Origin of the sequence: Kitasatospora sp. NPDC127035, assembly GCF_042726075.1 — a bacterium.
In the GTDB taxonomy this organism is placed as follows: Bacteria; Actinomycetota; Actinomycetes; order Streptomycetales; family Streptomycetaceae; genus Kitasatospora.
Genome location: NZ_JBHXDN010000081.1, coordinates 1 through 25,281, shown reverse-complemented (window position 1 = coordinate 25,281; position 25,281 = coordinate 1). Strand labels below are relative to the sequence as shown.

22 protein-coding genes are annotated in these 25,281 nt (G+C 73.7%); 15 read left to right on the top strand and 7 right to left on the bottom strand.

Going from position 1 to position 25,281, the window contains the following annotated elements; translation table 11 throughout:
• Positions 1-19: 19 nt before the first annotated feature.
• The 3 genes from ACFWIC_RS35500 to ACFWIC_RS35490 are packed head-to-tail and all read right to left on the bottom strand — an operon-like array spanning position 20 to position 2,933.
• The gene (locus ACFWIC_RS35500) at positions 20-844 is read right to left on the bottom strand and encodes a heme ABC transporter ATP-binding protein (protein ID WP_380521076.1); all 825 of its coding nucleotides are present in this window, start codon (positions 842-844) and stop codon (positions 20-22) included.
• Positions 835-1,905, bottom strand: a complete 1,071-nt coding sequence (locus ACFWIC_RS35495; protein ID WP_380521060.1) for a FecCD family ABC transporter permease — start codon at positions 1,903-1,905, stop codon at positions 835-837. The genes ACFWIC_RS35500 and ACFWIC_RS35495 overlap by 10 nt, the downstream gene beginning before the upstream one ends.
• Positions 1,902-2,933 carry a hemin ABC transporter substrate-binding protein gene (locus ACFWIC_RS35490; protein WP_380521058.1) on the bottom strand — a complete coding sequence of 344 codons (1,032 nt, stop codon included), beginning with the start codon at positions 2,931-2,933 and terminating at the stop codon, positions 1,902-1,904. Before ACFWIC_RS35490 ends, ACFWIC_RS35495 begins: the two co-directional genes overlap by 4 nt.
• Positions 2,934-3,091: 158 nt before the next feature.
• On the opposite strand from ACFWIC_RS35490, the gene ACFWIC_RS35485 reads away from it, so the two are divergent.
• Positions 3,092-4,672: an HtaA domain-containing protein gene (locus tag ACFWIC_RS35485; protein ID WP_380521057.1), complete on the top strand. Its 1,581-nt coding sequence runs from the start codon at positions 3,092-3,094 to the stop codon at positions 4,670-4,672.
• Positions 4,673-4,714: 42 nt separating this feature from the next.
• A complete protein-coding gene (locus tag ACFWIC_RS35480) occupies positions 4,715-6,436 on the top strand; it encodes an HtaA domain-containing protein (RefSeq protein ID WP_380521056.1) in 1,722 nt (573 codons plus the stop codon).
• A gap of 96 nt (positions 6,437-6,532) precedes the next feature.
• On the opposite strand, the gene ACFWIC_RS35475 is transcribed toward ACFWIC_RS35480, so the two are convergent.
• Together ACFWIC_RS35475 and ACFWIC_RS35470 are read right to left on the bottom strand one after the other, a co-directional pair.
• Positions 6,533-7,204, bottom strand: a complete 672-nt coding sequence (locus ACFWIC_RS35475) for a biliverdin-producing heme oxygenase (protein WP_329949175.1) — start codon at positions 7,202-7,204, stop codon at positions 6,533-6,535.
• A gap of 230 nt (positions 7,205-7,434) precedes the next feature.
• Positions 7,435-7,926 (bottom strand): inorganic diphosphatase, encoded by a 492-nt coding sequence (locus ACFWIC_RS35470; protein WP_148643392.1) that lies wholly within the window; start codon positions 7,924-7,926, stop codon positions 7,435-7,437.
• Positions 7,927-8,002: 76 nt separating this feature from the next.
• Between ACFWIC_RS35470 and dacB the strand changes: the two genes are divergently transcribed.
• The 6 genes from dacB to folE all read left to right on the top strand — a co-directional run bounded on the left by dacB (position 8,003) and on the right by folE (position 15,930).
• Positions 8,003-9,559 (top strand): D-alanyl-D-alanine carboxypeptidase/D-alanyl-D-alanine-endopeptidase, encoded by a 1,557-nt coding sequence (gene dacB / locus ACFWIC_RS35465; RefSeq protein ID WP_380521054.1) that lies wholly within the window; start codon positions 8,003-8,005, stop codon positions 9,557-9,559.
• Between the two features lie 49 nt (positions 9,560-9,608).
• Positions 9,609-10,787 (top strand): zinc-dependent metalloprotease, encoded by a 1,179-nt coding sequence (locus tag ACFWIC_RS35460; RefSeq protein ID WP_380356880.1) that lies wholly within the window; start codon positions 9,609-9,611, stop codon positions 10,785-10,787.
• 390 nt (positions 10,788-11,177) lie between these two features.
• Positions 11,178-12,305 carry a tRNA lysidine(34) synthetase TilS gene (gene tilS, locus ACFWIC_RS35455; protein ID WP_380356889.1) on the top strand — a complete coding sequence of 376 codons (1,128 nt, stop codon included), beginning with the start codon at positions 11,178-11,180 and terminating at the stop codon, positions 12,303-12,305.
• Between the two features lie 71 nt (positions 12,306-12,376).
• Positions 12,377-12,931, top strand: a complete 555-nt coding sequence (gene hpt, locus ACFWIC_RS35450; protein WP_030059589.1) for a hypoxanthine phosphoribosyltransferase — start codon at positions 12,377-12,379, stop codon at positions 12,929-12,931.
• A 229-nt stretch (positions 12,932-13,160) separates the two neighbouring features.
• Positions 13,161-15,212 carry an ATP-dependent zinc metalloprotease FtsH gene (gene ftsH / locus ACFWIC_RS35445; RefSeq protein ID WP_329949176.1) on the top strand — a complete coding sequence of 684 codons (2,052 nt, stop codon included), beginning with the start codon at positions 13,161-13,163 and terminating at the stop codon, positions 15,210-15,212.
• Between the two features lie 112 nt (positions 15,213-15,324).
• Positions 15,325-15,930 (top strand): GTP cyclohydrolase I FolE, encoded by a 606-nt coding sequence (gene folE, locus ACFWIC_RS35440; RefSeq protein ID WP_329883966.1) that lies wholly within the window; start codon positions 15,325-15,327, stop codon positions 15,928-15,930.
• Positions 15,931-15,955: 25 nt separating this feature from the next.
• Here the strand turns inward: folE and ACFWIC_RS35435 are convergent, their stop codons facing one another.
• Together ACFWIC_RS35435 and ACFWIC_RS35430 are read right to left on the bottom strand one after the other, a co-directional pair.
• Positions 15,956-16,762 (bottom strand): ferritin-like domain-containing protein, encoded by an 807-nt coding sequence (locus tag ACFWIC_RS35435; RefSeq protein ID WP_329883965.1) that lies wholly within the window; start codon positions 16,760-16,762, stop codon positions 15,956-15,958.
• 113 nt (positions 16,763-16,875) lie between these two features.
• Entirely contained in the window at positions 16,876-18,027 is a 1,152-nt protein-coding gene (locus ACFWIC_RS35430; protein ID WP_329949177.1) for an alpha/beta hydrolase-fold protein, read from the bottom strand.
• A gap of 375 nt (positions 18,028-18,402) precedes the next feature.
• Here ACFWIC_RS35430 and ACFWIC_RS35425 point away from each other — a divergent pair, with 375 nt between their 5' ends.
• From ACFWIC_RS35425 to ACFWIC_RS35395, 7 genes are all read left to right on the top strand, one after another.
• Complete coding sequence (locus tag ACFWIC_RS35425; RefSeq protein ID WP_329949178.1) at positions 18,403-20,241, top strand: phosphatidylglycerol lysyltransferase domain-containing protein; 1,839 nt, start codon at positions 18,403-18,405, stop codon at positions 20,239-20,241.
• A 135-nt stretch (positions 20,242-20,376) separates the two neighbouring features.
• Positions 20,377-21,249, top strand: a complete 873-nt coding sequence (gene folP / locus ACFWIC_RS35420; RefSeq protein ID WP_380521051.1) for a dihydropteroate synthase — start codon at positions 20,377-20,379, stop codon at positions 21,247-21,249.
• Positions 21,250-21,272: 23 nt separating this feature from the next.
• Positions 21,273-21,773, top strand: coding sequence for a nuclear transport factor 2 family protein (locus ACFWIC_RS35415; protein ID WP_329883960.1), 501 nt, complete (start codon positions 21,273-21,275; stop codon positions 21,771-21,773).
• Positions 21,774-22,020: 247 nt separating this feature from the next.
• Positions 22,021-22,380, top strand: a complete 360-nt coding sequence (gene folB / locus ACFWIC_RS35410) for a dihydroneopterin aldolase (protein ID WP_329949184.1) — start codon at positions 22,021-22,023, stop codon at positions 22,378-22,380.
• 136 nt (positions 22,381-22,516) lie between these two features.
• On the top strand, positions 22,517-23,116 hold the full coding sequence (gene folK / locus ACFWIC_RS35405; protein ID WP_380521049.1) for a 2-amino-4-hydroxy-6-hydroxymethyldihydropteridine diphosphokinase: 600 nt from the start codon (positions 22,517-22,519) through the stop codon (positions 23,114-23,116).
• 220 nt (positions 23,117-23,336) lie between these two features.
• Positions 23,337-23,831: a DUF3180 domain-containing protein gene (locus tag ACFWIC_RS35400; protein ID WP_329883956.1), complete on the top strand. Its 495-nt coding sequence runs from the start codon at positions 23,337-23,339 to the stop codon at positions 23,829-23,831.
• A gap of 122 nt (positions 23,832-23,953) precedes the next feature.
• The gene (locus tag ACFWIC_RS35395) at positions 23,954-25,228 is read left to right on the top strand and encodes a hypothetical protein (RefSeq protein WP_380521047.1); all 1,275 of its coding nucleotides are present in this window, start codon (positions 23,954-23,956) and stop codon (positions 25,226-25,228) included.
• Positions 25,229-25,281: the final 53 nt, after the last annotated feature.

The following is a 25,281-nucleotide window of genomic DNA, read 5'->3' as shown; positions in this document are numbered from 1 at the left end:
CGGCCCGGCCCGGTCCGCGTCAGTCGCGCTCGGGCAGGACCAGCGGGACGCCGGTGCGCGGATGCGGCAGCACCTCGACCGGGTGGCCGTAGACCTCGCTGAGCAGCGGTGCGCGCAACACCTCGGCCACCGGTCCGTCGGCGACCGTCGCACCGCCGGTCAGCAGCACCACCCGGTCCGCGTAGGCCGCCGCCAGCGTGAGGTCGTGCAGGACGACGACCACGGCGTCCCCGGCGGCGGCCCTGGCCCTGGCGACCCGCAGCACCAGTTCCTGGTGGCGCAGGTCGAGCGCGGCGGTGGGCTCGTCGAGGAGCAGCAGCGCGGTCCGCTGGGCGAGGACCCGGGCCAGGGCCACCCGGGCCCGCTCGCCGCCGGAGAGGGCGGTGAACGGCCGTCCGGCGAAGGCGGTGGACTCGGTCGCGGCCATCGCCTCGGCGACCACCGCGTCGTCCTCGGCGGCGGCGGTCGTACCGGACCAGGGCGCGCGGCCCATCCGGACCACCTCGTCCGCCGGGAACGGGAAGGAGAGGGCGGCCGACTGCGGCAGCAGCGCGCGGTGCCGGGCGAGTTCGGGGGGCCGGTAGCCGGCCAGCGGCCGGCCGAGCAGGCGGACCTCGCCGGCGGTCGGCGGGAGGTCGCCGGCCAGCACGGAGAGCAGGGTGGACTTCCCGGCGCCGTTCGGCCCGAGCAGGGCGACCACTTCGCCGGCCGTCACCCGGACGTCCGCGCCGGCCAGCAGCTCGCGCCCGCCGACGGTCAGCCGGACGGCCTCGGCGGTGAGCAGTTCGGCGCCCGGGGCGGGGCGTGCGGGCACCTCGGGACGGGTTCGCAGTCTCACGCCCAGCCTCCCTGCTTGGTCCGGGTGCGGCGCAGCAGCCAGAAGAAGAACGGGCTGCCGATCAGTGCGGTGAGCACGCCGAGCGGGAGTTCGGCGGGCTCGGCCAGGGTGCGGGCGGCGAGGTCGGCGGCGACCAGGACGAGGGCGCCGCCGAGGGCGGAGGCGGGCAGCAGGAACCGGTGGCCCGGTCCGGCGACCATCCGCAGCAGGTGCGGGACGACCAGGCCGACGAAGCTGATGATGCCGCTGACCGCGACGGCGGCGGCGGTGAGCAGGGCGACCAGGGTGATCAGCACCAGGCGCATCCGCTCGACGTCGACGCCGAGGTGGCGGGCCGGCCGCTCGCCGAGCGCGAGCAGGTCCAGCGGCCGCGCGTAGCGGGGGGCGAGGGCCAGTCCGACGAGCGCGAACGGCAGGACGGCCAGCACCTTGCCCCAGGTGGCCTGGGCGAGCGAGCCGAGCTGCCAGAAGGTGACCTGGTTGATCGCGGCGGTGTCGGCGGTGAAGAGGAAGAGGCCGATCAGCGCGCCGCAGAAGGCGTTGACCGCGACGCCGGTGAGGATCAGCGTGACCACCTCGGTGCGGCCGCCGGAGCGGGACATCGCGTACACCGCGAAGACCGTCAGCAGGCCGGTGGCGAAGGCGAAGGCGGTGATGGTCCAGTTGCCGAACGCGTCCAGGCCGAGCACGATGCAGGCGACCGCGCCGACCGCGCCGCCGGAGGAGACGCCGATCACGGCGGGTTCGGCGAGCGGGTTGCCGAAGACGCCCTGCATCAGTGCGCCCGCGCAGCCGAGCGAGCCGCCGACCAGCAGGGCCAGCACCACGCGGGGGAGCCGGACGTTCCAGAGCACCGACTCGGGGACGCGGTCGAGCGGGTGTCCGCCGAGGCCGAGCCGGTGGGCGAACGAGGCGAGGATGTCGCCGAGCGGGATGCGGTAGGCGCCGATCCCGGCCGCGAGCAGGGCGCAGAGCACCAGCGCGACGGCCAGGCCGACGACGACCAGGGTGGTCCGGCTCCGGGGCCGGGCCAGGGGGACGGTCTTCTTCTGTACGGCGGTGGTCACTTGGCGGCCGCCGGGTAGAGCTGTTCGGCGATCTCGCGGATCACCTGCGGGGTGCGCGGGCCGTAGCTGAGCAGCTGGCCGTCCTCGACGGAGACGACCCGGCGGTCCAGCCCGGCGGGGGTCTGGGCGACGCCGGGCAGCTTGAGCAGGCCGTCGACGCCGCCGACGGAGTCGAGGCCCTTGCTCATCACCAGGATCGCGTCGGGTGCCGCCTTGACCAGGGCCTCGCTGGTGAGCGGGGTGAAATCGCCGGAGAGCCCGGCGGCGGTTCCGGCGTCCTCGCCGCCGACCGCCTCGATCAGCGAGCCCGCGCCGGAGGCCGGGCCGCCGAGCAGGAAGACCGAGGCGCTGCCGCGGAGGTAGAGGAAGGCGACCTTGGGGTGGTGGTCGACGGCCGGCAGGGCGGCCCTGGCCTGGGCGATCCGCTGCTCGGTGCGCTCCTTCAGCTGCCGCCCGGCGTCGGGGACCCCGAGCGCGGCGGCGACGGTGTCGATGCGCGGGCCGACGTCGCCGAGCTTCTTGGCGTCGTCCAGCACGATCAGCGGGACGCCGGCGGCGCGGATCTGTTCGATCGCCTCGGCCGGGCCGGTGGAGCGGTCGGCGAGGACGAGGGTCGGGTGCATCGAGAGCACGCCCTCGGCCGAGACGTCGTGGGCCTGGGTGATCACCGGGAGGGCGGCGGCCTGCTGGAAGGTGGTGGAGACGTCCCGGGCGATCACCTTGGGGCCGAGGCCCAGGCTGAAGACGATCTCGGCCAGGCTGCCGTTGAGCGGGACGATCCGGTCGGCGCTGGTGACGGTGACCTGGCGTCCGTCGGCGGAGGCGACGGTGGCCGGGAGCTGCGGGGCGGGCTCGCCGGGCAGCGGTTCGACCGTGTCCGGGGCCTTCGTGACGCCCGTTCCGGTGGCGGCGCCGGTGGAACCGGTGGACGGGCCGCAGGCGGTCAGGGTGAGCAGCAGGCCGAGGGCGAGCAGCAGGAGGGCAGGCCCGAGGGCTGCCCGGCTTCGGGTGGTACTGCTGCTCAACATGGTCCCCTTCGGTGGGAGTTGTCCCTGCCGGGTGCCATGTGTGGGGGGCGACCGGCGGGGCTCTTGACTCATATATTAGGTTAGCCTTACCTCAATTCCGCAAGGGGGTCGGTGGTGTACCGACTCTCTTTCCCCCGTCGCGCCGAGGAGTGATCCGCGTGCCTCTGCCCAGCCGGCTACGTCGTCTGGCCGCCGTCCTGGTGGCCGCCCTGGCTGCCCTGATGACGGCCGTGCTGCTGCCCGGCCAGGCGGTGGCGGCCGAGGGGAAGGTCTCCGGCGGGCGGCTCGACTGGGGGATCAGGCAGTCCTTCCTGACGTACGTCACCGGGCCGATAGCCAAGGGGAGTTGGGCGCTGACCGGAGGTGCGGCGACCGTTTCCGGCAGCGGCTTCCGGTTCCACTCCGCCACCGGCACGTACGACCCGGCGAGCGGCGCGCTGACCGCGGCGTTCTCCGGCGGGGTCCGGTTCACCGGGCACCAGGAGAACGGTGTCAACGTGCTCGACCTGAGTGTCGGACGGCTCACCTTCCGGGCCGCTCCGGGCGGCGCGGCCGGGCTGTACGCGGACATCAGCAGCAGGTCCAAGGAGACCGGCCGGGTCAGCAGTGCGAGCCAGGCCAAGCTGGCCGACCTCTCGCTGGCCGGCGTCGACCTGCGCGGCGCGGCCGGCACCCTGACCCTCAGCGGCGTCCCGGCGACGCTGACCGACGCCGGGGCCAGGGCCTTCGGCAGCTTCTACACCGCCGGGACGGCGCTCGACCCGGTCAACCTCTCGGTCAACCTCCCGGCGGCCCAGCCGGCTTCGACGGCACCCTCGACGGCCCCGACGGCCGCCGCGTCGACCCCGGCCGGGACGTCCGCACCGACCGCCGCACCGACCGCAGCAACGCCCACCACGCCGGCGCCGACCGCCGCACCGACGACGCCGGCCGCCCCGGCGGCGACCCAGGATGCCGCCGCCCGGGCGGAGTTCGGCAACGGCGCGCTCGACTGGGGCGTCCGACGGACCTTCCGCGACTACGTCACCGGCTCGATCGCCCAGGGCCGCTGGGAGCTCACCGGCGGCGCGGCGGACGGCGGCGCCTTCTTCCGCTGGACCCCGGCCAAGGGCGCCTACGACCCGGCGACCGGCGCCCTGACCGCCGCCTTCACCGGTGGCGTCCGCTTCACCGGCCTGAAGACCGGTGACACCCACGGGCTGGACCTCACCCTGGCCAACCTCGGCGTGACGATCGCCGACGGTCAGGGGAGGCTGCTCGCCGACGTCTCCGGCCGGACGCCGGACGGCGCCACCCAGCAGCTCACCGGCGTCGAGCTGGGCGCCTTCGACCCGGCCGGGCTGAAGCCCGAGGGCGGCCTGCTCAAGGCCGCCGAACTCCCGCTGAAGCTCACCGAGGCGGGCGCCAAGGCCTTCGGCAACCTCTACCCGGCGGGCACCGTGATGGACCCGCTGAGCTTCGCCGTCGCGCTCGACCCGGCCGCCGCCCTCCCGCCGCTGCCCGACATCGGCAGCGCCCCGGCGGCGACGCCGGCCCCGTCGGCGACCGCCTCGCCGTCCGCCGCCCCGGTGGCCGACGCCGCCGATGCGGGCGGATCCGGCGGAGTGCCGACGGCGGCCGTGGTGGCCGGCGTCGTGCTGGTGGCGGCGCTCGCCGCGGCCGGCGGCGTGTACACCCTCCGCCGGCGCCGGGCCGCGCCGACGGACCCCCCGGCCACCGCCCCGGCCGACGCGGCCTGACCGCCGCTCCACCTTCCCCCGCTCACCGATCGGAGTACCCCCATGTCCCGCAGCACCGCCCTGCCTTCGGCCGGCCGCCGCAACCGCACCCGGCTGGCGGCCCTGGCCGCCGTCACCGCCGGTCTCGGCCTGGCCGCCGCAGGCGTCCCCGCGCTGGCCTTCGGCGCCGGTGCGCCGACCACCGTCACGTACGACACCGGTTCGCTGGACTGGGGCGTGAAGGCCAGCTTCCGGAACTACGTGACCGGCCCGGTCGGCCAGGGCGCCGTGGAGCTGACCGGCGGCGCCACCACCAACGCCGACGGGACCTTCCACTTCGGTCTGGTGAGTGCCGCCTACGACATGTCCACCCACGCGCTCAGCTCCTCGTTCACCGGCGGGGTCCGCTTCACCGCCCACCACGGCGCGCTCGACGTCGCCCTCAGCGACCTGAGGATCACCACGGCCGGGACGGCCGGCACGCTGACCGCCGACACCGCGTCCAAGGAGTCGATGGGCGCCACCGAGGTCACCCGTCGGGACGACGTGCCGCTGGTGACCTTCACGGTCGCCCGGGACACCACCAACGGCGTGCCGGCGGCGGCCAAGCTCACCGAGCAGGGCGCCAAGGCGTTCGCGGGCTTCTACCAGGCCGGTTCGGACGTGGACCCGCTGGCGCTGCTGCTCAAGCAGAGCCCGGCCACCCCGTCCCCGACCGCCACGCCGACCGCCACCGCGACGCCCTCCGCGACCCAGTCGCCCACCGCCACGGGCTCCCCCTCCGCGACGCAGTCCCCGTCCGCGACCCAGTCGCCGACCGCCACGGGCTCCCCGAGCGGTTCTCCGTCGGCCACCCAGTCGCCGAGCGCGACCGGCTCGCCCTCCGCGTCCGGCAGCCCGTCGGCCACCGGCTCCCCGAGCGGGTCCCCGTCGGCCACCGCCACCGGCACCCCGTCGGCCACGACCACGTCGACCACCCCGCCGGCCGCCGGCCAGCTCGCCGTCGTCGACGGCAGCCTGGACTGGAAGGTCAAGGAGAGCTTCCGCAAGTACCTGCAGAGCCCGGTGGCCAACGGCAAGGTCGAGTTCGGCGGCGGCGCGGCCGACTACCGCTTCGGCGGCGCGACCGGCAGCTACGACACCCGGAACCACACCCTGTCGGCGGGCTTCGCCGGTTCCGTCCGCTTCCTCGGCCACCCCGCGGCCGGCGGCTACCAGCTGGACACCACCTTCTCCAAGCTCGGCCTGAGCATCGGCAAGGACGGCGCGTTCCTGACCGCCGACGTCAACGCCAAGTCCCTGGACGGCAAGACGTCCGCGCTGTCCGGTGCCCGGATCGCCAAGCTCGACCTGTCCAAGGCCTCCCTCGCCCCGGTCAACGGCGTGGTGACGCTCACCGGCGTTCCGGCCGCGCTGACCGCCGAGGGCGTGCCGGCCTTCGCCAACTACCCGGCGGGCGAGGTGCTCGACCCGGTCACCGTCTCGCTGGCCTTCGACAAGAACGCCCAGCTGCCCACCAACCCGGCCGGCGGCGGCACGACGGGCGGGACCGCCGCGGGCGGCACCGGCAGCGGTACCGGCACGGGTGCGGGCACCGGTGCGGGCTCGGTGGGCGGTGCCTCGCTCACCACCTCCGGCGGCGCCTCGCTGGGCGGCTCGGGCGTGCTGGCCTCCACCGGCTCGTCCACCCCGGTGGCCCCGCTGCTGGCCACCGCCGGCGGTCTGCTGCTGGCCGGTGGCGGCGCCACCGTCCTGGCCCGCCGTCGCGGCGCGGCCCGGGCCTGAGGACCGGCCGCCGGCTCGACGGTCCCGAGCCGGCGGCCCCACGGGAACGGCCCCGGCGAGCAGCTGCTCGCCGGGGCCGTCGCCGTACGGGGTCGTTCAGGCGCTCAGCGGGTACCGCGTGTCGAGGTCCCGGAAGATCGCGCCGTTGAGCCGGAAGGCCTGCTTGCACTCCTCGACCACCCGGCGGCGCTCGATCTCGTCCAGCGCCAGCCCCGCGGCGTCCAGCTTGGCCCGGTAGTCGCGCTTGAAGGCGGCCGGGTTGCCGACCTCCTCGAAGACGTAGAACCGCACGCCGTCACCCTTGCGGTCGAAGCCCCAGGTCTTCTCCGCGATGCCGCGGATGATCTGGCCGCCCGACAGGTCGCCCAGGTAGCGGGTGTAGTGGTGCGCGACGTACCCGGCCGGCCACTGCTCGGCCAGCTCCTCCACGCGGGCCGCGTACGCGGCGGTGGCGGGCAGCGGCGACAGCGCGTCGCGCCATCCGGGCCCGAGCAGGTGCGCCAGGTCGCGCTCGATGGCGGCGGTCCGCATCAGGGCCAGGTCGATGAACGGCCCGGCCACCGGGTGCTCCGCCAGCTCGGCGGCCCGGCCCTCCAGGGCGCGGTAGACGTACCAGAGCTGGCCGGTGAGGTCGGCGTAGGCGTCGACCCCGAGGTGCCCGCCGAGGAGCCGGCTCATGAACGAGGACTGTTCCGCGGCCTCGTGTTCCGCGCTGCTCGCGGTGCGCAGCACGGTGGAGAACGGGACGGGCTGCTCGGGTATGGGCATGCGGGCCTCCAGGTATCGAGTACACCCCCGATTGCTTTGGTTAGCCTAGCCTAATCTTTCGTCATGCCGACAGGGTGTCGGGAAGATTCGTACCCCCCGGGGAGTCCCGGAGAACGGCGAAGGCCGGGACCCGCGGGACAACCCCGCGAACCCCGGCCTTCGACTGCCGCGACCTGCCCCGAGCCGCTCCGGCGGACGGACCGCCGGGCGGACGAGATCGGTACGACGACTCAGTGGCCGCCCTGCTCCGCCAGACGCTTGATCGACGCGGTGACCTCGGCCTCGGCCTCGGCGCGGCCGACCCAGTTGGCACCCTCGACCGACTTGCCCGGCTCCAGGTCCTTGTAGACCTCGAAGAAGTGCTGGATCTCCAGGCGGTCGAACTCCGAGACGTGGTGGATGTCCTGGAGGTGCTCCCAGCGCGGGTCCGTCGCCGGGACGCACAGCAGCTTGTCGTCGCCGCCGGCCTCGTCCGTCATCTTGAACATGCCGATGACGCGGCACTTGATCAGGCAGCCGGGGAAGGTCGGCTCCTCCAGGATGACCAGCGCGTCCAGCGGGTCGCCGTCGTCCGCGAGGGTGCCCTCGACGTAGCCGTAGTCGGCCGGGTAACGGGTCGAGGTGAAGAGCATCCGGTCCAGGCGAAGGCGACCGGTCTCATGGTCGACCTCGTACTTGTTGCGGGAGCCCTTCGGGATCTCGATCAGGACGTCGAACTCCAACGGTTCCTCCAAGGTAGGGACTGACAGAATCCAAGTGTCTCCTACGGGAGTGGATGCTCAGGAAAGGGGCCGGGTCGTGCGCGCAGGGGCTGGGGCGGGGTGCCGCCGTCGGGGGACGGCCGCGGGGCTGTTCGGGACGGCACTGCTGGTCGCGGGGACGGTGCTGACGTCGGGTGGTGCGTACGCGCAGCCTTCCGCGACGCCCGGGGCGACGCCCACGCCCGGCGGGTCCACCGCACCGCCCGGCACCGGCACGCCCGGGCCGGGTACGCCCGCGACCGGCACGCCCGCGACCGGCACGCCCGGGGCGGCGTCCGCCTCGGCGTCCCCCGGCTCCGCCGCCCGCCCCGCACCCGCCGCCGGCACGGTGCTGGCCGCCGCCGAGGCCGGCCCGGGCGCCGGACTGCCCACCGCGCAGGGACTCCAACAGGCCCTCGCCCCCGTGCTCGGCGACCGGAACCTCGGCACCGTCAGCCTCGCCGTCGCGGACGCCGCCGACGGCCGGCTCCTGTACGGCAGCGGGGAGAACACCCCGGCCACGCCCGCCTCCACCACCAAGCTGGCCACCTCGGTCGCGGCCCTCTCGCTGATCCCGGCGGAGACCCGGCTGACCACCCGGGTCGTCAAGGGCGCGGCCCCCGGCGGGATCACCCTCGTGGGTGGTGGCGACCCCACGCTGACCGCGCTGCCCGCCGACCAGGTGCAGATCGCCGGCCTGCCCGCCGACCCCGACACCGCCCCGGCGTCGCTGGACGCGCTGGCCCGGCAGACCGCCACCGCCCTGAAGGCCGCCGGCACCACCACCGTCTCGCTGGACTACGACCTCTCGCTCTACTCGGGCAACCCGCAGCACAAGAACCACGACGGGGAGAACATCGCGCTGGTCACCTCCCTGATGGTGGACGAGGGCAAGGTCGACCCGAAGAGCCGCGAGGACGCGCCGGCCCGGTTCGCCGACCCGGCCGGCCAGGCCGCCGAGGCGTTCGCCGGCCTGCTGAAGGCCCAGGGCATCACCGTCCAGGGCAAGGCCAAGCAGGCGTCCGCCCCGGCCGCGGCCGACGCCGCCGTGCTCGGCCGGGTGGACTCGCCGACCATGGCCCGGCTGGTCGAACGGATGCTGACCACCTCCGACAACACCCTCGCCGAGGCGATCGCCCGTCAGGCCGCGCTCGCCGCCCGCCAGCCGGCCGGTTTCGAGGGTGCCGCCACCGCGGTCACCCAGGAACTCGCCCGGCTCGGCGTGCCGATGACCGGGGTGGTGATCAACGACGGCAGCGGCCTCCACACCGGCAACGCGATCCCGCCGGTCGTCCTGGTCAGGCTGCTCGCGCTGGCGGGCGCCGACCAGCACCCGGCGCTGCGACCGGTGATGACCGGTCTGCCGATCGCGGGCTTCACCGGCACCCTCGGCAAGCGGTTCGGCGCCGGATCCGGCGCCGCCGACGCGGCCGGGCTGGTCCGCGCCAAGACCGGCAGCCTCAGCGGCGTCAACACCCTGGCGGGCACCGTGGTGGACGCCGAGGGCCGGCTGCTCTCCTTCGCCGTGATGACCCGGACCGGGGCCCCCGTCGACGCGGCCCGCGCCGCGATGGACCGCATCGTCGCCCGGCTGGCGGCCTGCGGCTGCCACTGACCGGCCACTGTGGCTCCCCCCGGCGGACGAGAGCACGTACGGTGAGGGCATGACGAGCGCGAGCGGCGGTGCTGACATGGTCGACTGGAATCTCGCGGTCGCAACCGCGACCAGGCTGGTACGGCCGGGGCCGGAGGTGAGCCGGGCCGAGGCGGCCGCGGTGGTCGCCGAACTGCGCCGGCACGCCCTGGAGGCCGAGGAACACGTCCGGGAGTTCACCGGCATGCGGTCCAGCAGCCTGGCCGAGGCGGTCGCGACCCCGGTGCTGATCGTGGACCGCCCCGGCTGGGTGCGGGCCAACGTGGCGGGGTTCCGCACGATCGTCCAGCCGCTGGTGGAGAAGCTCCAGGCGCGCCGGGCCAACGGCTCCGGCCCCGGGGTCTTCGGCACGGTGGGGGAGAAGGCCACCGGGATCGAGGTCGGCGCCCTGCTGGCCTTCCTGTCCACCAAGGTGCTCGGCCAGTACGAGACCTTCGCCCCGGCCGAGTCCTCGCTGGAGACGCCGGACAGCCCGGCGGCCCTGTTCGACAAGCCGCGGCTCGGCCCCGAGACCGCAGGCCCGGGCCGGCTGCTGCTGGTGGCGCCGAACATCGTGCACGTCGAGCGCGAGCTGGACGTCGACCCGGCCGACTTCCGGCTCTGGGTCTGCCTGCACGAGGAGACCCACCGCACCCAGTTCACCGCGGTGCCCTGGCTGCGCGACCACATCCAGTCCGAGGTGCAGTCGTTCCTGTCCGAGACCGACGTCGACCCGGGGGCGCTGCTGGACCGGCTGCGCGACGCGGCCGGCACGCTCGGCGGCGGCCTGCCCGGACTCGGCGGCCGTGCCGAGAGCGCCCCGTCCGCCGGACTGCTGGAGATCGTCCAGTCGCCGGCGCAGCGCGAGATCCTCGCCCGGCTGACAGCCGTGATGTCGCTGCTGGAGGGCCACGCCGACGTGGTGATGGACGGCGTCGGCCCGGCCGTGGTGCCGAGCGTGGCGGAGATCCGGGAGAAGTTCCAGCAGCGGCGGGACCGCGGCGCCAACCGGCTCGACCTGGTGCTGCGCCGGCTGCTCGGCATGGACGCCAAGCTCCGCCAGTACCAGGACGGCGCGGTCTTCGTCCGGGGCGTGGTCGACCAGGTCGGGATGGACGGCTTCAACCGGGTCTGGACCTCGCCGAACACCCTGCCGACCAAGGAGGAGGTCCACGACCCGGCCGCCTGGGTCGCCCGGGTCGCGCGGTAACCCCTTCCGTCCCGCCGTCCGCCCGCCCTCCGTGCCCGTCGTCGGGCCGGAGGGCGTCGTCCTCGGCGGGCCGGCGCGGACCTTCGGCCGCCCGGGACGGGCCGGGAGCGGGGGCGGACGACCGTCTCGGCGGGGCGTTCGGTCCGAAGGGTGGTCGCGCGCGGTCAAACCCGTTCGTACGAGTGGTCCAGTCGTGCAGATGGCGGGTGAAGATACGTTTCTCCATTCACCCGAACGTGGGACGGTGGTCGTACCGGTGGCGCGGGTGGCGTAGCGGGTGCCTCCTTTCTGCCACCATCTGTGAGCGCCCGGTAACGCGGTGCGCATGGATGCGCGGTCCCCGCCGCGCCCACAGCCGTCCTGTCCCCCTCTGCCGAGGAGTCGTCCGCCGTGGGCCCTCACCCCGCCGTCGCAGCGATACGCCTGGCCGTACGCCGTACCCTCGCCGACCTCGCCACCGAGGCCGGCTCCACCTTCACCGCCCCGGTCCGCGAGCCGCGTGAACGCACCGGGGGCGTGCCGCTGGCCGTCGCCGCCGTCGGCACCACGTTGATCGGCAACGCCCACCGCCATCCGTCCGGGCTGCCGCGCACCCCCGCCGCGCCGGGCTCCCCGCTGGTCCTGGTCGCCGTCAGCGGCGGCGCGGACTCCATGGCCCTGGCCATCGCGGCCGCCTTCGAGGCCCCCAAGATCGGTCTGCGGGTCGGCGCCGTCACCGTCGACCACGGCCTCCAGGCGGGATCCGCCGACCGGGCCGCCCAGGTCGCCGACCGGCTCCGCGAGCTCGGGCTCGACCCGGTCGAGGCGATCCCGGTCCAGGTCGGCCGCGAGGGCGGCCCCGAGGCCGCCGCCCGCGACGCCCGGTACGCCGCCCTGGACGAGGCCGCCGAGCGCCACCGCGCGGTCGCCGTCCTGCTCGGCCACACCCGCGACGACCAGGCCGAGACGGTCCTGCTGGGCCTGGCCCGCGGCTCCGGCTCCCGCTCGTTGGCCGGGATGCCGGCCCAGAAGGGCCGCTACCGCCGCCCGCTGCTGGAACTGGACCGGGCCGCCACCCGGCAGGCCTGCTCCGCGCAGTCCATCCCGGTCTGGGACGACCCGCACAACTGCGATCCGGCCTTCACCCGCTCGCGGGTCCGCCACGAGGTGCTGCCGGTGCTGGAGAAGCACCTGGGCGGCGGCGTGGTCGAGGCGCTCGCCCGCACCGCCCGGCTGTTCCGCGACGACGCCGACGCGCTGGACCAGTGGGCCTCCCTGGCCGAACGCGACCTCCGGACGGGCGAAGGCACCCTGGACGCCGTGAAGCTGGCCGAACTCCCCTCCGCCGTGCGCCGCAGGGTGCTGCGCCGGGCCGCGCTGCGCGCGGGCTGCCCGGCCGGGGACCTCTTCGCCCGGCACCTCGAAACGATCGACCTGCTGGTCACCGGATGGCGCGGCCAGGGACCGCTGCACCTACCCGGGGGCGTCGAAGCCACCCGGCGGTGTGGCACGCTGGTCTTTCGGCGACAGGGCGACTGACGGGCTGGTGTGCCCCGGGGAAGCCGGCCGCCGGCCATCCAGACCCCGACACGTTTGAGGACGTATCCCCGGTGGACCAGAACGACATGGGCGCTGACCTCGCGAAGGTGCTCATCAGCAAGGACGAGATCGACGCGAAGCTCCTGGAGCTGGCCGAGCGCATCGACCGCGACTACGCAGGCAAGGACCTGCTGATCGTCGGCGTCCTCAAGGGTGCCGTGATGGTCATGGCCGACCTCGCCCGGGCCCTGCACTCGCAGGTCACGATGGACTGGATGGCGGTCTCCTCCTACGGGATGGGCACCAAGTCCTCCGGCGTGGTGCGTATCCTCAAGGACCTCGACACCGACATCGCCGGCCGTGACGTGCTGATCGTCGAGGACATCATCGATTCCGGACTGACCCTCTCCTGGCTGCTCGGCAACCTGGGTTCGCGCGGCCCGGCCTCGCTGGAGGTCTGCACGCTGCTGCGCAAGCCGGACGCCGCCAAGGTCGAGATCGACGTCAAGTACGTCGGGTTCGACATCCCCAACGAGTTCGTGGTCGGCTACGGCCTCGACTACGCCGAGAAGCTGCGCAACCTGCCGTTCATCGGCACGCTCGCCCCGCACGTCTACGGCGGCTGATTGACCCCGTTCGGACGACGGGCGGGAACGGTTGGCCGTTCCTGCCCGTTGGGTCGGGGGAACAGAGAAACACTGTCGTGTCGCTGTGCTCCCGCCATGAGCGGGTCGTACTGCGGTACGGTCCAATAAAACCGCTCTTCACATGAGCACAGACCGGATGCGCCGGCGGCCCACAGCCCCGCGGCGCCGTTGAGTGGCAGGAGGGACGGGGCGGCAACGCCCCGCATGGATGGACGTCAAGCGATACTTCCGTGCGCCGATCATGTGGATCGTGCTGGCCGTCCTCGCCGTCATCGTGCTGATGCAGGTCGTTTCGGATTCGAACGGCTACAAGACGGTGGACACCGGGCAGGTCGTCGCAGCGATCGACGCGAAGCAGGTCAAGTCGGCGCAGATCACCACGGGTGACTCGAGCACAATCAAGATCCAGCTGAAGGACGGTGCCAAGCTGCCCGCAGTGGGCACCGGCAAGCCGCAGTCCGGCAGCAAGTTCCAGGCCTCCTACATCGGGGACCAGGGCGTTGCGATCGCCGACAAGCTGCAGGCCCAGATCAACGACAACGACCAGAGCACGCTCTCCGAGGGCTACACCGTCAGCCCGGAGAAGCAGAGCACCCTCGTCAGCCTGCTGCTGTCGATGCTGCCCATTGTGATCATCGTTCTGGTCTTCCTGTTCCTGATGAACCAGATGCAGGGCGGCGGCTCCCGCGTCATGCAGTTCGGCAAGTCCAAGGCCAAGCTGCTGACCAAGGACACCCCGAAGACCACCTTCTCCGACGTCGCGGGCGCGGACGAGGCGGTCGAGGAGCTCCACGAGATCAAGGAGTTCCTGCAGGAGCCGGCCAAGTTCCAGGCCGTCGGCGCCAAGATCCCCAAGGGTGTGCTGCTCTACGGCCCGCCCGGAACCGGCAAGACCCTGCTGGCGCGTGCCGTCGCGGGCGAGGCCGGGGTGCCGTTCTACTCGATCTCGGGTTCGGACTTCGTCGAGATGTTCGTGGGTGTCGGCGCCAGCCGCGTCCGCGACCTCTTCGAGCAGGCCAAGGCGAACGCCCCGGCGATCGTCTTCGTCGACGAGATCGACGCAGTCGGCCGGCACCGCGGTGCGGGTCTCGGCGGCGGTCACGACGAGCGCGAGCAGACCCTCAACCAGCTGCTGGTCGAGATGGACGGCTTCGACGTCAAGGGCGGCGTGATCCTCATCGCGGCCACCAACCGCCCGGACATCCTGGACCCGGCGCTGCTGCGCCCGGGCCGCTTCGACCGTCAGATCTCGGTCGAGCGTCCCGACCTCCAGGGCCGTCTGGACATCCTCAAGGTGCACCAGAAGGGCAAGCCGATCGCGCCCGACGTCGACCTCTCGGCCGTCGCCAAGCGCACCCCCGGCTTCACCGGTGCCGATCTGTCGAACGTCCTGAACGAGGCGGCGCTGCTGACCGCCCGCTCGGACAAGAAGCTGATCGACAACAACACCCTGGACGAGGCGATCGACCGCGTCGTGGCGGGTCCGCAGAAGCGCACGCGGATCATGTCCGAGAAGGAGAAGAAGATCACCGCGTACCACGAGGGCGGCCACGCCCTGGTGGCAGCGGCCTCTCCGAACGCGGACCCGGTGCACAAGATCACCATCCTGTCCCGCGGCCGGGCCCTCGGCTACACCATGGTGCTGCCGGACGAGGACAAGTACTCCACCACCCGCAACGAGATGCTCGACCAGCTGGCGTACATGCTGGGCGGGCGTGCGGCGGAGGAGCTGGTCTTCCACGACCCGACCACCGGTGCCTCGAACGACATCGAGAAGGCCACCGCCACCGCGCGGGCCATGGTCACCCAGTACGGCATGACCGAGCGCCTCGGTGCCATCAAGTTCGGCAGCGACAACTCGGAGCCGTTCCTGGGCCGTGAGATGGGTCACCAGCGCGACTACTCGGAAGAGGTCGCCGGGCTGGTCGACGAAGAGGTCAAGAAGCTCATCGAGAACGCGCACAACGAGGCCTGGGAGATCCTGGTCGAGAACCGCGACGTGCTCGACAACCTGGTCCTGGAGCTCCTGGAGAAGGAGACCCTCAACAAGGAGCAGATCGCCGAGATCTTCACGCACATCGTGAAGCGCCCGGCTCGTCCGGCCTGGACCGGGTCCGCCCGTCGGACCCCGTCGACCCGCCCGCCGGTGCAGTCCCCGAAGGAGCTGGCGCTCACCTACGGCGCCGCCGCCGTCGAGGCCGCCCCGGCCGACGTGGCGAAGGTCCCGCCGCTGCAGCCCGAACCGCCCGCCGAGGGCTGACCGGCAGCACGGGCACCCGCCGGAATGGATGCCGCGTCACCAGGGTTTGTACCCTGGAGGCGCGGCATCCGTGCTGTTCAGCCAAGTCAGTCCCACGAGAAGCGAGGCCCGCATGATCGACCCGGTGACGCTCGACGGTCCGCCCGCCGTCGGCACCTTCGACCAGAAGCGGGCCGAGAACGCGATCCGCGAGCTGCTGCTGGCCGTGGGGGAGGACCCGGACCGCGAGGGGCTGCTGGAGACGCCCGCGCGGGTGGCACGGGCGTACAAGGAGATATTCGCGGGTCTCTGGCAGGAGCCCGAGGAGGTCCTCACCACCACCTTCGACCTCGGCCACGACGAGATGGTGCTGGTCAAGGACATCGAGCTGACGTCCGTCTGCGAGCACCACCTGGTCCCGTTCCGGGGGGTCGCGCACGTCGGGTACATCCCGTCCACGAGCGGCAAGATCACCGGCCTGTCCAAGCTGGCCCGGCTGGTCGACGTCTACGCCCGCCGGCCGCAGGTCCAGGAGCGTCTCACCAGCCAGGTCGCCGACGCGCTGATGCGGATCCTGGAGCCGCGCGGCGCGATCGTCGTGGTCGAGTGCGAGCACATGTGCATGTCGATGCGGGGCATCCGCAAGCCCGGGGCCAAGACCATCACGTCCTGCGTGCGCGGCCAGCTGCGCGACCCGGCCACCCGGGCCGAGGCGATGAGCCTCATCATCGGGCGCTGACCGGGTCGGCGCCGCGGGCCGCCGGTCAGATCGCCTCCTGCGCCTCCTGGGCGTCGGACACCGCGTGCGGCGGAGCGGGCGTGCCCAGCGCGTTGCGGCGCGCGGGCATCCGCAGCCGCACCATCCGCCGCCAGCCGTACGACCGGTCGTACAGGTAGAGCGCGTGGACGCCCGCGGTGACCACGGCCCGCTGCCAGAGCGGCCAGCGCAGGATCCGCGCCATCCGGGACGTCACCGCGAGCCCGACGTCCCGGTGGGTGCGGATCTCGCCGCGGGCGCAGGTCTCCAGGACGTGCCGGACGTACGGGCCGTGGCCCTCGGAGACAAGCCGGAGCAGCTCCTCGTGGCAGTAGGCGAGGTGGTTGTCCTCGTCGGCCGAGATCATCCGCATCGCCCGGCCGACGTCGGGGTTGTCCCCGTAGGCCTTCACCAGCTGGCGCATCTGCTCGGCCGCGCGCTGCTCGGTGACCCGGCTGTGCGCCAGGTAGGTGATGATCTCGCGCTCGGTCAGCGGGACGTCGCCGGTGAGCCGCTCGTGGGCGAGGCCGACGCCCTGGCGCTCCAGCAGCATGCAGTAGTCGGCCTCGGCGGGGACGTCGATCCTGGGCAGGCCGCGCTTGTTCAGCAGCTGGGTGAAGATCCGGCCGTGCTTGCGCTCGTCGGCGCCGTGCCGGGCGATCTTCGGGGCGAGCACCGGGTCGAGGGTGAGGACGGTGATCCGTTCGTTCTCCCAGCCGCCCTGGTCCTCGCCGCCGGCTGCGATGCTGCAGAACAGCTGATAGGCCTCGTCGTTCCGGTAGATCTCGTCGAAGAGTGATCGGGTGCTGAGCATGGGGCCTCCTGCCCGGATCCGGGACGGTGCCGGCCGTTCGGCCGGGCGGTCTCGATGCGTTCCCCCGGGGCGCCGGGCGGTCCGCCCGACCGGCCGGTAGTCACCCGGCTGCCCTAGCCGAGGTGGTGGCCCATCCACTCCAGCGAGGCGGGCAGCTCGCGCACCCAGCTCTCGAAGTTGTGACCGCCGTCGTCCAGGTAGAGCGACTCCACCGTGAACTGGGGGTTGGCGGCGGCGACCTGCTGGGCCAGGTCGACGAACTGGACGGTCCGCGGGTAGTCGGCCTCCTTGCGGGTGGAGACGACCAGCATCGACAGGGCCGGGACGGGCAGGTTCTGCAGCCGCCACGCGAGGTCGCTCTGCTCGGCCAGCGCCGCGTCGCCGCCGAACAGGCTGCCGCCGGTGAACTGGTCCTCCACGACCTTGAAGTCGCCGTGCAGGCCGCCGGCCGCGCCGAAGACGTTCGGGAACCGCATCGCCAGCCGGAACGCGCAGCTGCCGCCGGTCGAGTAGCCGAAGGTGCCCCAGGCGGCGGCCGAGCGGCTGGTCCGGTACGCGGAGCGGAGCGCCTCCGGGACGTCCCTGGTGAACCAGGACTCGGCGAGCGGCCCGCCGGGGACGTCCACGCACTCGGTGTTGCGCGACGCGGAGACGGTCGGACGGGACAGCACCACGATGGTCGGCTGCATCCTGCCGGTGCGCTGGAGCTCGGCGGCGGTCTGGACGACCGGCAGGTCCTTCATCAGATTGAGCGTCGTGCCGGGGTAGCCGGCGATGGCCAGCAGCACCGGGAAGCGGACCAGGGCGAACTTCGGGTCGAAGTACTCGGGCGGCAGGTAGACGAACATCTGGTCGGACAGGCCGGTCTCCTTCCCGGTGATCCGGACCGACTCGACCCTGCCGACCTCCTCGGGCGGCCCCTTCGGCAGGTCGCCGACGGTCTCCATGCCGCCCTCGTTGGTCGGCTGGAGCAGTGCGTCGGGGGTCGCTCCGCCCTTGTGGTTCTCGTTGCTGGTCAGGGCGAGCTTGGTGCCGCCGGAGCTGAGCAGGTCGTTCCATGTGGTGTAGAAGCCGAAGGAGTTGTTGACGGCGAGCGCCATCACGGCGAGGACCGACACCTGAGTGACCGTCATCAGTCCGACCCGGCCGAGCACCGGCAGCGGGCGCTGGCGCGCCAGCCTGGGCCAGATCCAGAGGGTGGCGACGAGCGCCGCCGAGCCCAGGGCGAGGAGCGAGTTCATCAGCGCGTCGCTGGTCAGTTCCATGCCGTGGGCCTTCCGGTGGGACACTGTCGGTGCAGGGTTCATCGTCTGGCGGTGCGTCAGCCGGGGCCAGCGCGGCTAGGCTGTCCGGACGTCGGGAGGGCCCGGGAGGCCGCCGGTCGCAGTGCGCAACCGACGCCCTAGAATGCGGCGTCCACCGTACGTACCGCGTACGCGGGGGCCCGTCGCGCCACGCGGCGAGGGGCTCCGGCACCCACCCCTCGGCTCAATCGCAGTGCCCCCAGGGCTTCGGCTTACCCTTCGTTTCCGGTTCCTTGGTGTGCGTCTTGCCTGATGAAGGAAATCGCATGAAGGTCCATCACGGCTCCTCCCCCGGAGTGACAGGACACCGCTCCGAAGCCTCTACGCTGAACCTCCATGAGCGTTCCCGTGTCCGTTGAGCCGAGCCCCGAGCAGCCGCCCCGCCGTCGCGGCCTGCAGACGCTTCGTACCCAAGCGGCCGCCGTACCCCGGGCCTGGCTGCCCGGTGCGGTCGGCTACGCCTGTCTGCTGATCGGGCTGGTGGACGTCGCCAGCGCGGTGTTCCCCAAGCTCCGGCACACCAAGGTGCACACCTTCGCCGGGCAGCTGCCCGGCGGCACCACCACCCTGGCCGCCGCCGGCACCCTGATGGTCGGCCTGCTGCTGGTGCTGCTCGCGCACGCGCTGCGCCGGCGCAAGCGGCGTGCCTGGCGGGCGGTCTGCGTCCTGCTGCCGATCGGCGCCGCGCTGCACCTGCTGCGCTGGCACCAGCTGGGCCCGGCGGTCATCTCGCTGGTGCTGTTCGTGGTCGTGCTGGTCCACCGGCGCGAGTTCTACGCCAAGGCGGACCCCCGCACGCGCTGGCGGGCGGTGGTCAACCTGGTCGTGATGGGCGCCGTCAGCGTGCTGCTCGGCCTGTTGGTCGTCTCCACCCGGACCGGGTACGAGCTCGGCCACGCCGGCCTGTACGAGCGGCTGGAGCACGTCGTCTACGGACTGTTCGGCTTCGAGGGACAGGTCCACTACACCTCGGACCGGGTCTCCGACCTGGTCGCCTACCTGCTCGGCGGGATGGGCCTGATCACCGCCTTCACCACCGCGTACCTGGCGCTGCGCCCGGAGAAGCCCAAGCCGGAGCTGACGGCCGAGGACGAGGAGAAGGTCCGTGGGCTGCTGGAGCGCCACGGCGAGCGGGACTCGCTCGGCTACTTCGCGCTGCGCCGCGACAAGAGCGTGCTGTTCTCGCCCAGCGGCAAGGCGGCGATCTCCTACCGGGTGGTCTCCGGGGTGATGCTCGCCTCCGGTGACCCGGTCGGCGACGTCGAGGCCTGGCCCGGCGCGATCAAGGTCTTCATGGCCGAGGCCCGCGAGCACGCCTGGGTGCCGGCCGTGATGGGCTGCAGCGAGGTCGGCGGCGAGGTCTGGACCCGGGAGGCGGGCCTGGACGCGCTGGAGCTGGGGGACGAGGCGATCGTCGACACGGCCACCTTCTCGCTCTCCGGGCGGGCGATGCGCAACGTGCGCCAGATGGTCAAGCGGATCGAGCGCAACGGCTACTCCTGCCAGGTGCGCCGGGTCTCCGACCTGACCCCGGAGGAGAAGTACCGGATCGCCGACGCCGCGGCCCGCTGGCGCGGCACCGACACCGAGCGCGGCTTCTCGATGGCCCTCGGCCGGTTCGGGGACCCGGGTGACGACGCCTGCGTGGTGGTCACCGCCCACAAGGCCCCGGAGGAGGGCGAGACCGGCGACGACCTCAAGGCCGTGCTGCACTTCGTCCCCTGGGGGACGGACGGCATCTCGCTGGAGCTGATGCGCCGTGACCGGGCCGCCGACCCCGGCCTGAACGAGCTGCTGATCGTCGCGGCGCTGCAGGCGGTGCCGGCGATGGGGGTCCGGCGGGTCTCGCTGAACTTCGCGATGTTCCGCTCGGCGCTCGCCCGCGGTGAGCGGATCGGCGCCGGACCGGTGCTGCGGGCCTGGCGGGGGCTGCTGGTCTTCCTCTCGCGCTGGTTCCAGATCGAGTCGCTGTACAAGTTCAACGCCAAGTTCCAGCCGGAGTGGGAGCCCCGGTTCCTGGTCTTCCCCAACACCCGCGACCTGCCCCGGATCGGGTTCGCCGCGATGCAGGCGGAGGCCTTCATCACGCTCGGCATGCCCCGGATCGGCCGCAAGCGGCAGCGCCAGGGCCTGATGCCGGCCGACGCCCGGCCGGAGGTCGGCGAGGCCGCCTGAGCCGCGCCGACCGGTCCGCCGGCCCCCGTCGAGGCGTGTCCTCGGCGGGGGCCGGCGGCTTCTCCGGCCGGTGCCGGACCGGCGTCCGGGGTGGGCTGCCGCGTGACCGGATGGCGTCGGCCAGATAATGGGGTTATGAGCAATTCGGTGCCCTTCTCCCTGCCGGCCGGACTGCCGCGGCTCGACCGCTGCGCCGTCATGGGCGTGGTCAACGTGACCCCCGACTCCTTCTCGGACGGCGGCCTGTGGCACGACCCGGCCCGGGCCGTCGCCCACGGGCTCGCGCTCCGCGCCCGCGGCGCGGACCTGGTCGACGTCGGCGGCGAGTCCACCCGCCCCGGCTCGCAGCGGGTGCCCGAGGAGGAGGAGCTGAGCCGGGTCCTGCCGGTGGTGCGGGAGCTGGCCGACGCGGGGGTGCCGGTCTCCGTCGACACCATGCGCGCCTCCGTCGCCGAGCAGGCCGTGGCGGCCGGCGCGGTGATCATCAACGACGTCTCCGGCGGGCTGGCCGACCCGGCGATGGCCCGGGTCGTGGCCGAGACCGGCGCACCCTTCGTGGTGATGCACTGGCGCGGGCAGTCCGCGGCCATGGACCGGCTGGCGGTCTACGACGACGTCGTCACCGACGTGGTCGCCGAGCTCACCGGCCGGATGGAGGCGCTGCTGGCCGCCGGGGCCAAGGAGGAACAGCTGATCCTCGACCCGGGCCTCGGCTTCGCCAAGACCGCCGAGCACAACTGGCAGCTGCTCGGCCGGCTCGACGCGCTCACCGCGCTCGGCCGGCCCGTCCTGGTCGCCGCATCGCGCAAGCGGTTCCTGGGTACGCTGCTCGCCGACCCGGAAACCGGGGAACTGCGCCCGGCCCGAGAGCGCGACGACGCGACCGCTGCGGTGTCGGTGCTGTCGGCCAGGGCGGGGGCCTGGGCGGTGCGGGTGCACGACGTGTCCGGCACGGCGGATGCCGTCCGGGTGGTCGCGGCCTGGCAGCGCGCGGCCCGGCAGGGGTGACCGGCAGGGAGGACGGGAGGGTCATGGCAGGTGACGGCAGGTTGAGCGGGGAGACCGCGGGCCGACAGGCCGCCGAGGCGGACCGGGAGGCGGCCCTGGAGGCCAACCGGGCGCTCTACGAGGCGCTGGAGAACGGGGACCTGGAGGCGGTCGAGGAGGCCTGGCTCGGGGCCGACGAGGCCGACGACAAGGGCGGCGTGGTCTGCGTCCACCCGGGCTGGCCGGTGCTGCGCGGACGGGCCCAGGTGACCCGCTCGTACATGTTGATCATGGCGAACACCGAGTACATCCAGTTCATCCTCACGGACGAGGAGGCCGAGGTGCACGGCGATGTGGCCCTTGTCACGTGCACCGAGAACATCCTTTCCGGCGGGGAGGCGGAGGAGGAGGGGGAGCTCGGCCCGCTGGTCGGCGGAAAGGTCGTCTCGACCAATCTCTTCCGCCGCACCCCGGCCGGGTGGAAAGTCTGGTCCCATCACGGTTCACCCGTTCTGACCAGCGCCGACGAGGACGAAGAGGACTGATTCCGGGAACGGGCGGGAAATGTCGCCCGGCGGTGGTCCGGGAATTCCCGGACGGTCACCGAACGTTCACGTCAAGCGCCATTCCGGCGCGCGTGGCGACGGTTCGTGCCGGGTAGGACGGTCAGGTGTTGTCGGCGCGCGCGGGTAGATTCGAAATCGGAGTGTCGGGCGCGACGCCCGTCTCCGCCCTGCCTGCCCACACCCTTCCGGGGTGGGGCCAGTCCGACTGGGAGCAGTGATTCGTTTGCTGGACCGCGTCACCCTGCGGGGCCTGCGCGCCCGGGGTCACCACGGCGTCTTCGAGCGCGAGCGCGTCGACGGCCAGACCTTCGTGGTGGACCTGGTGCTGTACCTGGACACCCGCCCCGCCGCGTCCGGCGACGACCTCACCCGCACGGCGCACTACGGCGTCGTGGCCGAGGAGGTCACCGCGATCATCGCCGGCGAGCCGGTCGACCTGATCGAGACCCTGGCCCAGCGGATCGCCGACCAGTGCCTGAAGCACGAGGCGGTCGAGGAGGTCGAGGTGACCGTGCACAAGCCGGACGCCCCGATCACCGTGCCGTTCGACGACGTGACCGTGACCATCCACCGGGCCCGCGCGTGACCACCACCGCGCGCCCCGCGGCAGCCGCCGAGCCCGTTCCAGCTGTAGAGGAAGTCCCGATGAGCGACCGAAGCGAGCGACTCACCGAAAGGCCCGTCCGGGTGACCGTCCGGGCCGGGCGGAACGGGGCGGGCGCATGAGCACGACCGACCCGACCGCCGCGCCGAGCGCGTTCGACCTGGAGAGCCGGGTGGACTCGGTCGACACCACCCTGCACGGCCAGCGCTGCGCCGTGATCGCCCTCGGCTCCAACCTCGGCAACCGCCTGGACACCCTCCAGGGGGCCGTGGACGCCCTCGCGGACACCCCCGGGCTCCGGATCAAGGCCGTCTCCGCCGTGTACGAGACGGCGGCTGTCGGCGGCCCCGAGGACCAGCCCGCCTACTACAACGCGGTGGTGGTGCTCCGCACCTCGCTGCCCCCGCGGGACCTGCTGGAGCGCGGCAACGCGATCGAGGACGCCTTCGGCCGGGTCCGCACCGTCCACTGGGGTCCGCGCACCCTGGACGTCGACATCCTCGCCTACGAGGGCGTCACCAGCGAGGACCCGCAGCTGCTGCTGCCGCACCCGCGCTCGCACGAGCGGGCCTTCGTGCTCGCCCCGTGGCTGGACGCCCAGCCGGAGGCCGAGGTGCCCGGCCACGGGCCGGTGGCCGACCTGCTGGCGGCGCTCGGCGGCCCGGACGCCCAGGGCGTCCGGCGGCGCGAGGACATCGGGCTGACCCTGCCGGAGTAGTGTCCGCCCCGCCCGCCCCGGGTCCTGCGGCGTCGCCGTCGCCGGCCGGGGAACTCGGGCGGGGGTCCCGGCCGTACGAACAGGTGGGCGCCGAACAGGTGGGCGTCCTGGTACGGGGGGTGTCCTTCGGGCCGAGCCCGGTACGGTGGCCTGGCGCCGCCGTGCCCGTGCCCGGGGGCGGCCTCCCGTCACCGCTGCCCCGGGAAAGGACCCTGTCCGCGTGAAGCTGCTTCGCCTCCGCCTGTTGGTCGGCATCACCGCCGCGACCACGGCGCTGTCCTGGGCCGGTGCCAAGCTCTGGTCCTCCCTGGACACGCTGCCCGCCGTGCCCGGTGCGGCACCGGTGGTGCTGGCCGCGGTGGCGGTGATCCTGCTCGCCACCGCGCTGTCGCTGCGTTCGCGGCTGAAGGCGGCCCGCGACCGGCAGCCCGGGGCGAAGCGGGTCGACCCGCTGGGCGCGGCCCGCGCGGTGGTGCTGGGCCAGGCGAGCGCGCTGGTCTCGGCGGTGGTCACCGGCATCTACGCGGGAGCCGGGATCCACCTGCTCGGCGAGCTGGACGTGCCGGCCCGGAAGGACCAGGCGATCACCGCCGGCTTCGCGGTGCTGGCCGGCGTGGCGGTGATCGCGGCGGCGCTCTGGTTGCAGCACGTCTGCAAGCTGCCGGAGAACCACGACGACCCGGGCGGGCGCGGGCCTGCGGCCACCCACCGCTGACCGGGCGTTCCCCGCCGGTCCCTGGTGATCCCCCGGGTGCGTCCGGTAAAGCCGGCGCGGTGTCAAGGGCCAAAGCGGACCCTGGGCTGACACGGCCCCAATTCGCACGCTAGTTTCTTGGCATGTCTCGCGGACGCCACCGTCATTCCTCCGTCCTCGGCCGGGTCTTTCCCCCCACCGCCGCCGGCGTGCTCATCGTCGCCGCGCTGGCCGCGCTGCTTGTCAGTCAGGACACCGTCCTGGTCCGTTCGGTGGGTGTCGCGGCGGTGCTCGCGACGCTCGGGATCGCGGTGCTGCTGCGGCAGCGCGACCGGGCCGCCCGGGCGGCTGCCGAACTCTCCGTCGCGCAGCGCCTGCGGGCCGAGGAGCGGTTCGAGGAGCAGCTCGCCGAGGCCGAGTACGCCGCCGAGGTGGCCGAGGAGCGGGCGACCCGGTTCGGCCGCCGGCTGACCGCCGAGAAGTCCCGGCTCGCGAAGGCCGAGACGGAGATCGCCCGGCTGCTCAAGGAACGCGCCGTGTCGGTCGCCGAGCAGGCGCTCAAGGAGGCCGAGGCGGCCCAGCGGGCGCTCGCCGCGAGCCGGCCCAGGTACCCCGCCAGTCCGGCCGCGTTCGTCCGTGCCGGGGCCGTGCTGCGGCAGCTGGAGCGGCGCGCGGCGCAGCTGCAGGCGCAGCGGGAACGGGAGGCGCAGCGGGAGGCCGAGCGCGCGGCGGGTGCGGAGGTCACCTTGCGGCCCCGGACGACGCCCGCGAAGGCGCCCGCGGTGCCGGTGCCCGCCGCGGCCCCCGCACGGGTGACGCCGACGGTTCCGGCTCCGGTGGTGCCCGCGGTGCCCGCTCCCGGGGAGGCGGGGCCCTCCGCGGCGGCCGTCCCGGCGGCGCCCGCGGCTCCGGCGGCGCGGGTGGCTCCCGCGGCGCCGGTCCGGCCGGTGCTGACGGCGACCGTCGGGCAGCTCGGCGGGGCGCCCGCCGCCCCGCCCGCCGTGCCGGCCGAGCGGCAGCGCCCCCGACCGGTGCAGTCCTCGGCGGTGCGCGGCCAGGGGTTCAGCTTCTTCGGCCGCGGCTCCGGTGCGCCGGCCCGGCCGGCCGCTCCGGCGCAGGCCGTCGGCAGTGTCGCGGAGCTCGGCGAGCGGACCGACCTGGCGGACGTGGTGGGGGACGAGGCGGTCGAGGCCCAGGCCCGGCAGCAGGCCCAGGAAGCCCGGGCGGCCCAGGAGCAGGCCCAGGCCCAGGCGCGGGCGACGGCCGGACGGGAGCGGTCCGAGGCGGAGACCCAGGTGCTGCCGCAGGTCGGCGCCGGGGCGGACCCCGGGGAGACGGCCGGGCCGGAGGTGGTCGACCTGACCCCCCACGACGAGACCGAGCTGATCCAGCTCCCGGAGCTGCGCGCCACGCGCTGAACCCGGCTCCGGGAACGAACGGCGGCGCGGGAGGACGGGACACCGTCCTCCCG

Excerpts from the sequence above, each read along its gene's own strand:
- ACFWIC_RS35490 (WP_380521058.1), bottom strand. The coding sequence starts at position 2,933 with ATGTTGAGCAGCAGTACCACCCGAAGCCGGGCAGCCCTCGGGCCTGCC.
- ACFWIC_RS35480 (WP_380521056.1), top strand. The coding sequence starts at position 4,715 with ATGTCCCGCAGCACCGCCCTGCCTTCGGCCGGCCGCCGCAACCGCACC.
- ACFWIC_RS35475 (WP_329949175.1), bottom strand. The coding sequence starts at position 7,204 with ATGCCCATACCCGAGCAGCCCGTCCCGTTCTCCACCGTGCTGCGCACC.
- ACFWIC_RS35460 (WP_380356880.1), top strand. The coding sequence starts at position 9,609 with ATGACGAGCGCGAGCGGCGGTGCTGACATGGTCGACTGGAATCTCGCG.
- ftsH (WP_329949176.1), top strand. The coding sequence starts at position 13,161 with ATGGACGTCAAGCGATACTTCCGTGCGCCGATCATGTGGATCGTGCTG.
- folE (WP_329883966.1), top strand. The coding sequence starts at position 15,325 with ATGATCGACCCGGTGACGCTCGACGGTCCGCCCGCCGTCGGCACCTTC.
- ACFWIC_RS35435 (WP_329883965.1), bottom strand. The coding sequence starts at position 16,762 with ATGCTCAGCACCCGATCACTCTTCGACGAGATCTACCGGAACGACGAG.
- ACFWIC_RS35430 (WP_329949177.1), bottom strand. The coding sequence starts at position 18,027 with ATGGAACTGACCAGCGACGCGCTGATGAACTCGCTCCTCGCCCTGGGC.
- ACFWIC_RS35425 (WP_329949178.1), top strand. The coding sequence starts at position 18,403 with ATGAGCGTTCCCGTGTCCGTTGAGCCGAGCCCCGAGCAGCCGCCCCGC.
- folP (WP_380521051.1), top strand. The coding sequence starts at position 20,377 with ATGAGCAATTCGGTGCCCTTCTCCCTGCCGGCCGGACTGCCGCGGCTC.
- ACFWIC_RS35415 (WP_329883960.1), top strand. The coding sequence starts at position 21,273 with ATGGCAGGTGACGGCAGGTTGAGCGGGGAGACCGCGGGCCGACAGGCC.
- folK (WP_380521049.1), top strand. The coding sequence starts at position 22,517 with ATGAGCACGACCGACCCGACCGCCGCGCCGAGCGCGTTCGACCTGGAG.
- ACFWIC_RS35395 (WP_380521047.1), top strand. The coding sequence starts at position 23,954 with ATGTCTCGCGGACGCCACCGTCATTCCTCCGTCCTCGGCCGGGTCTTT.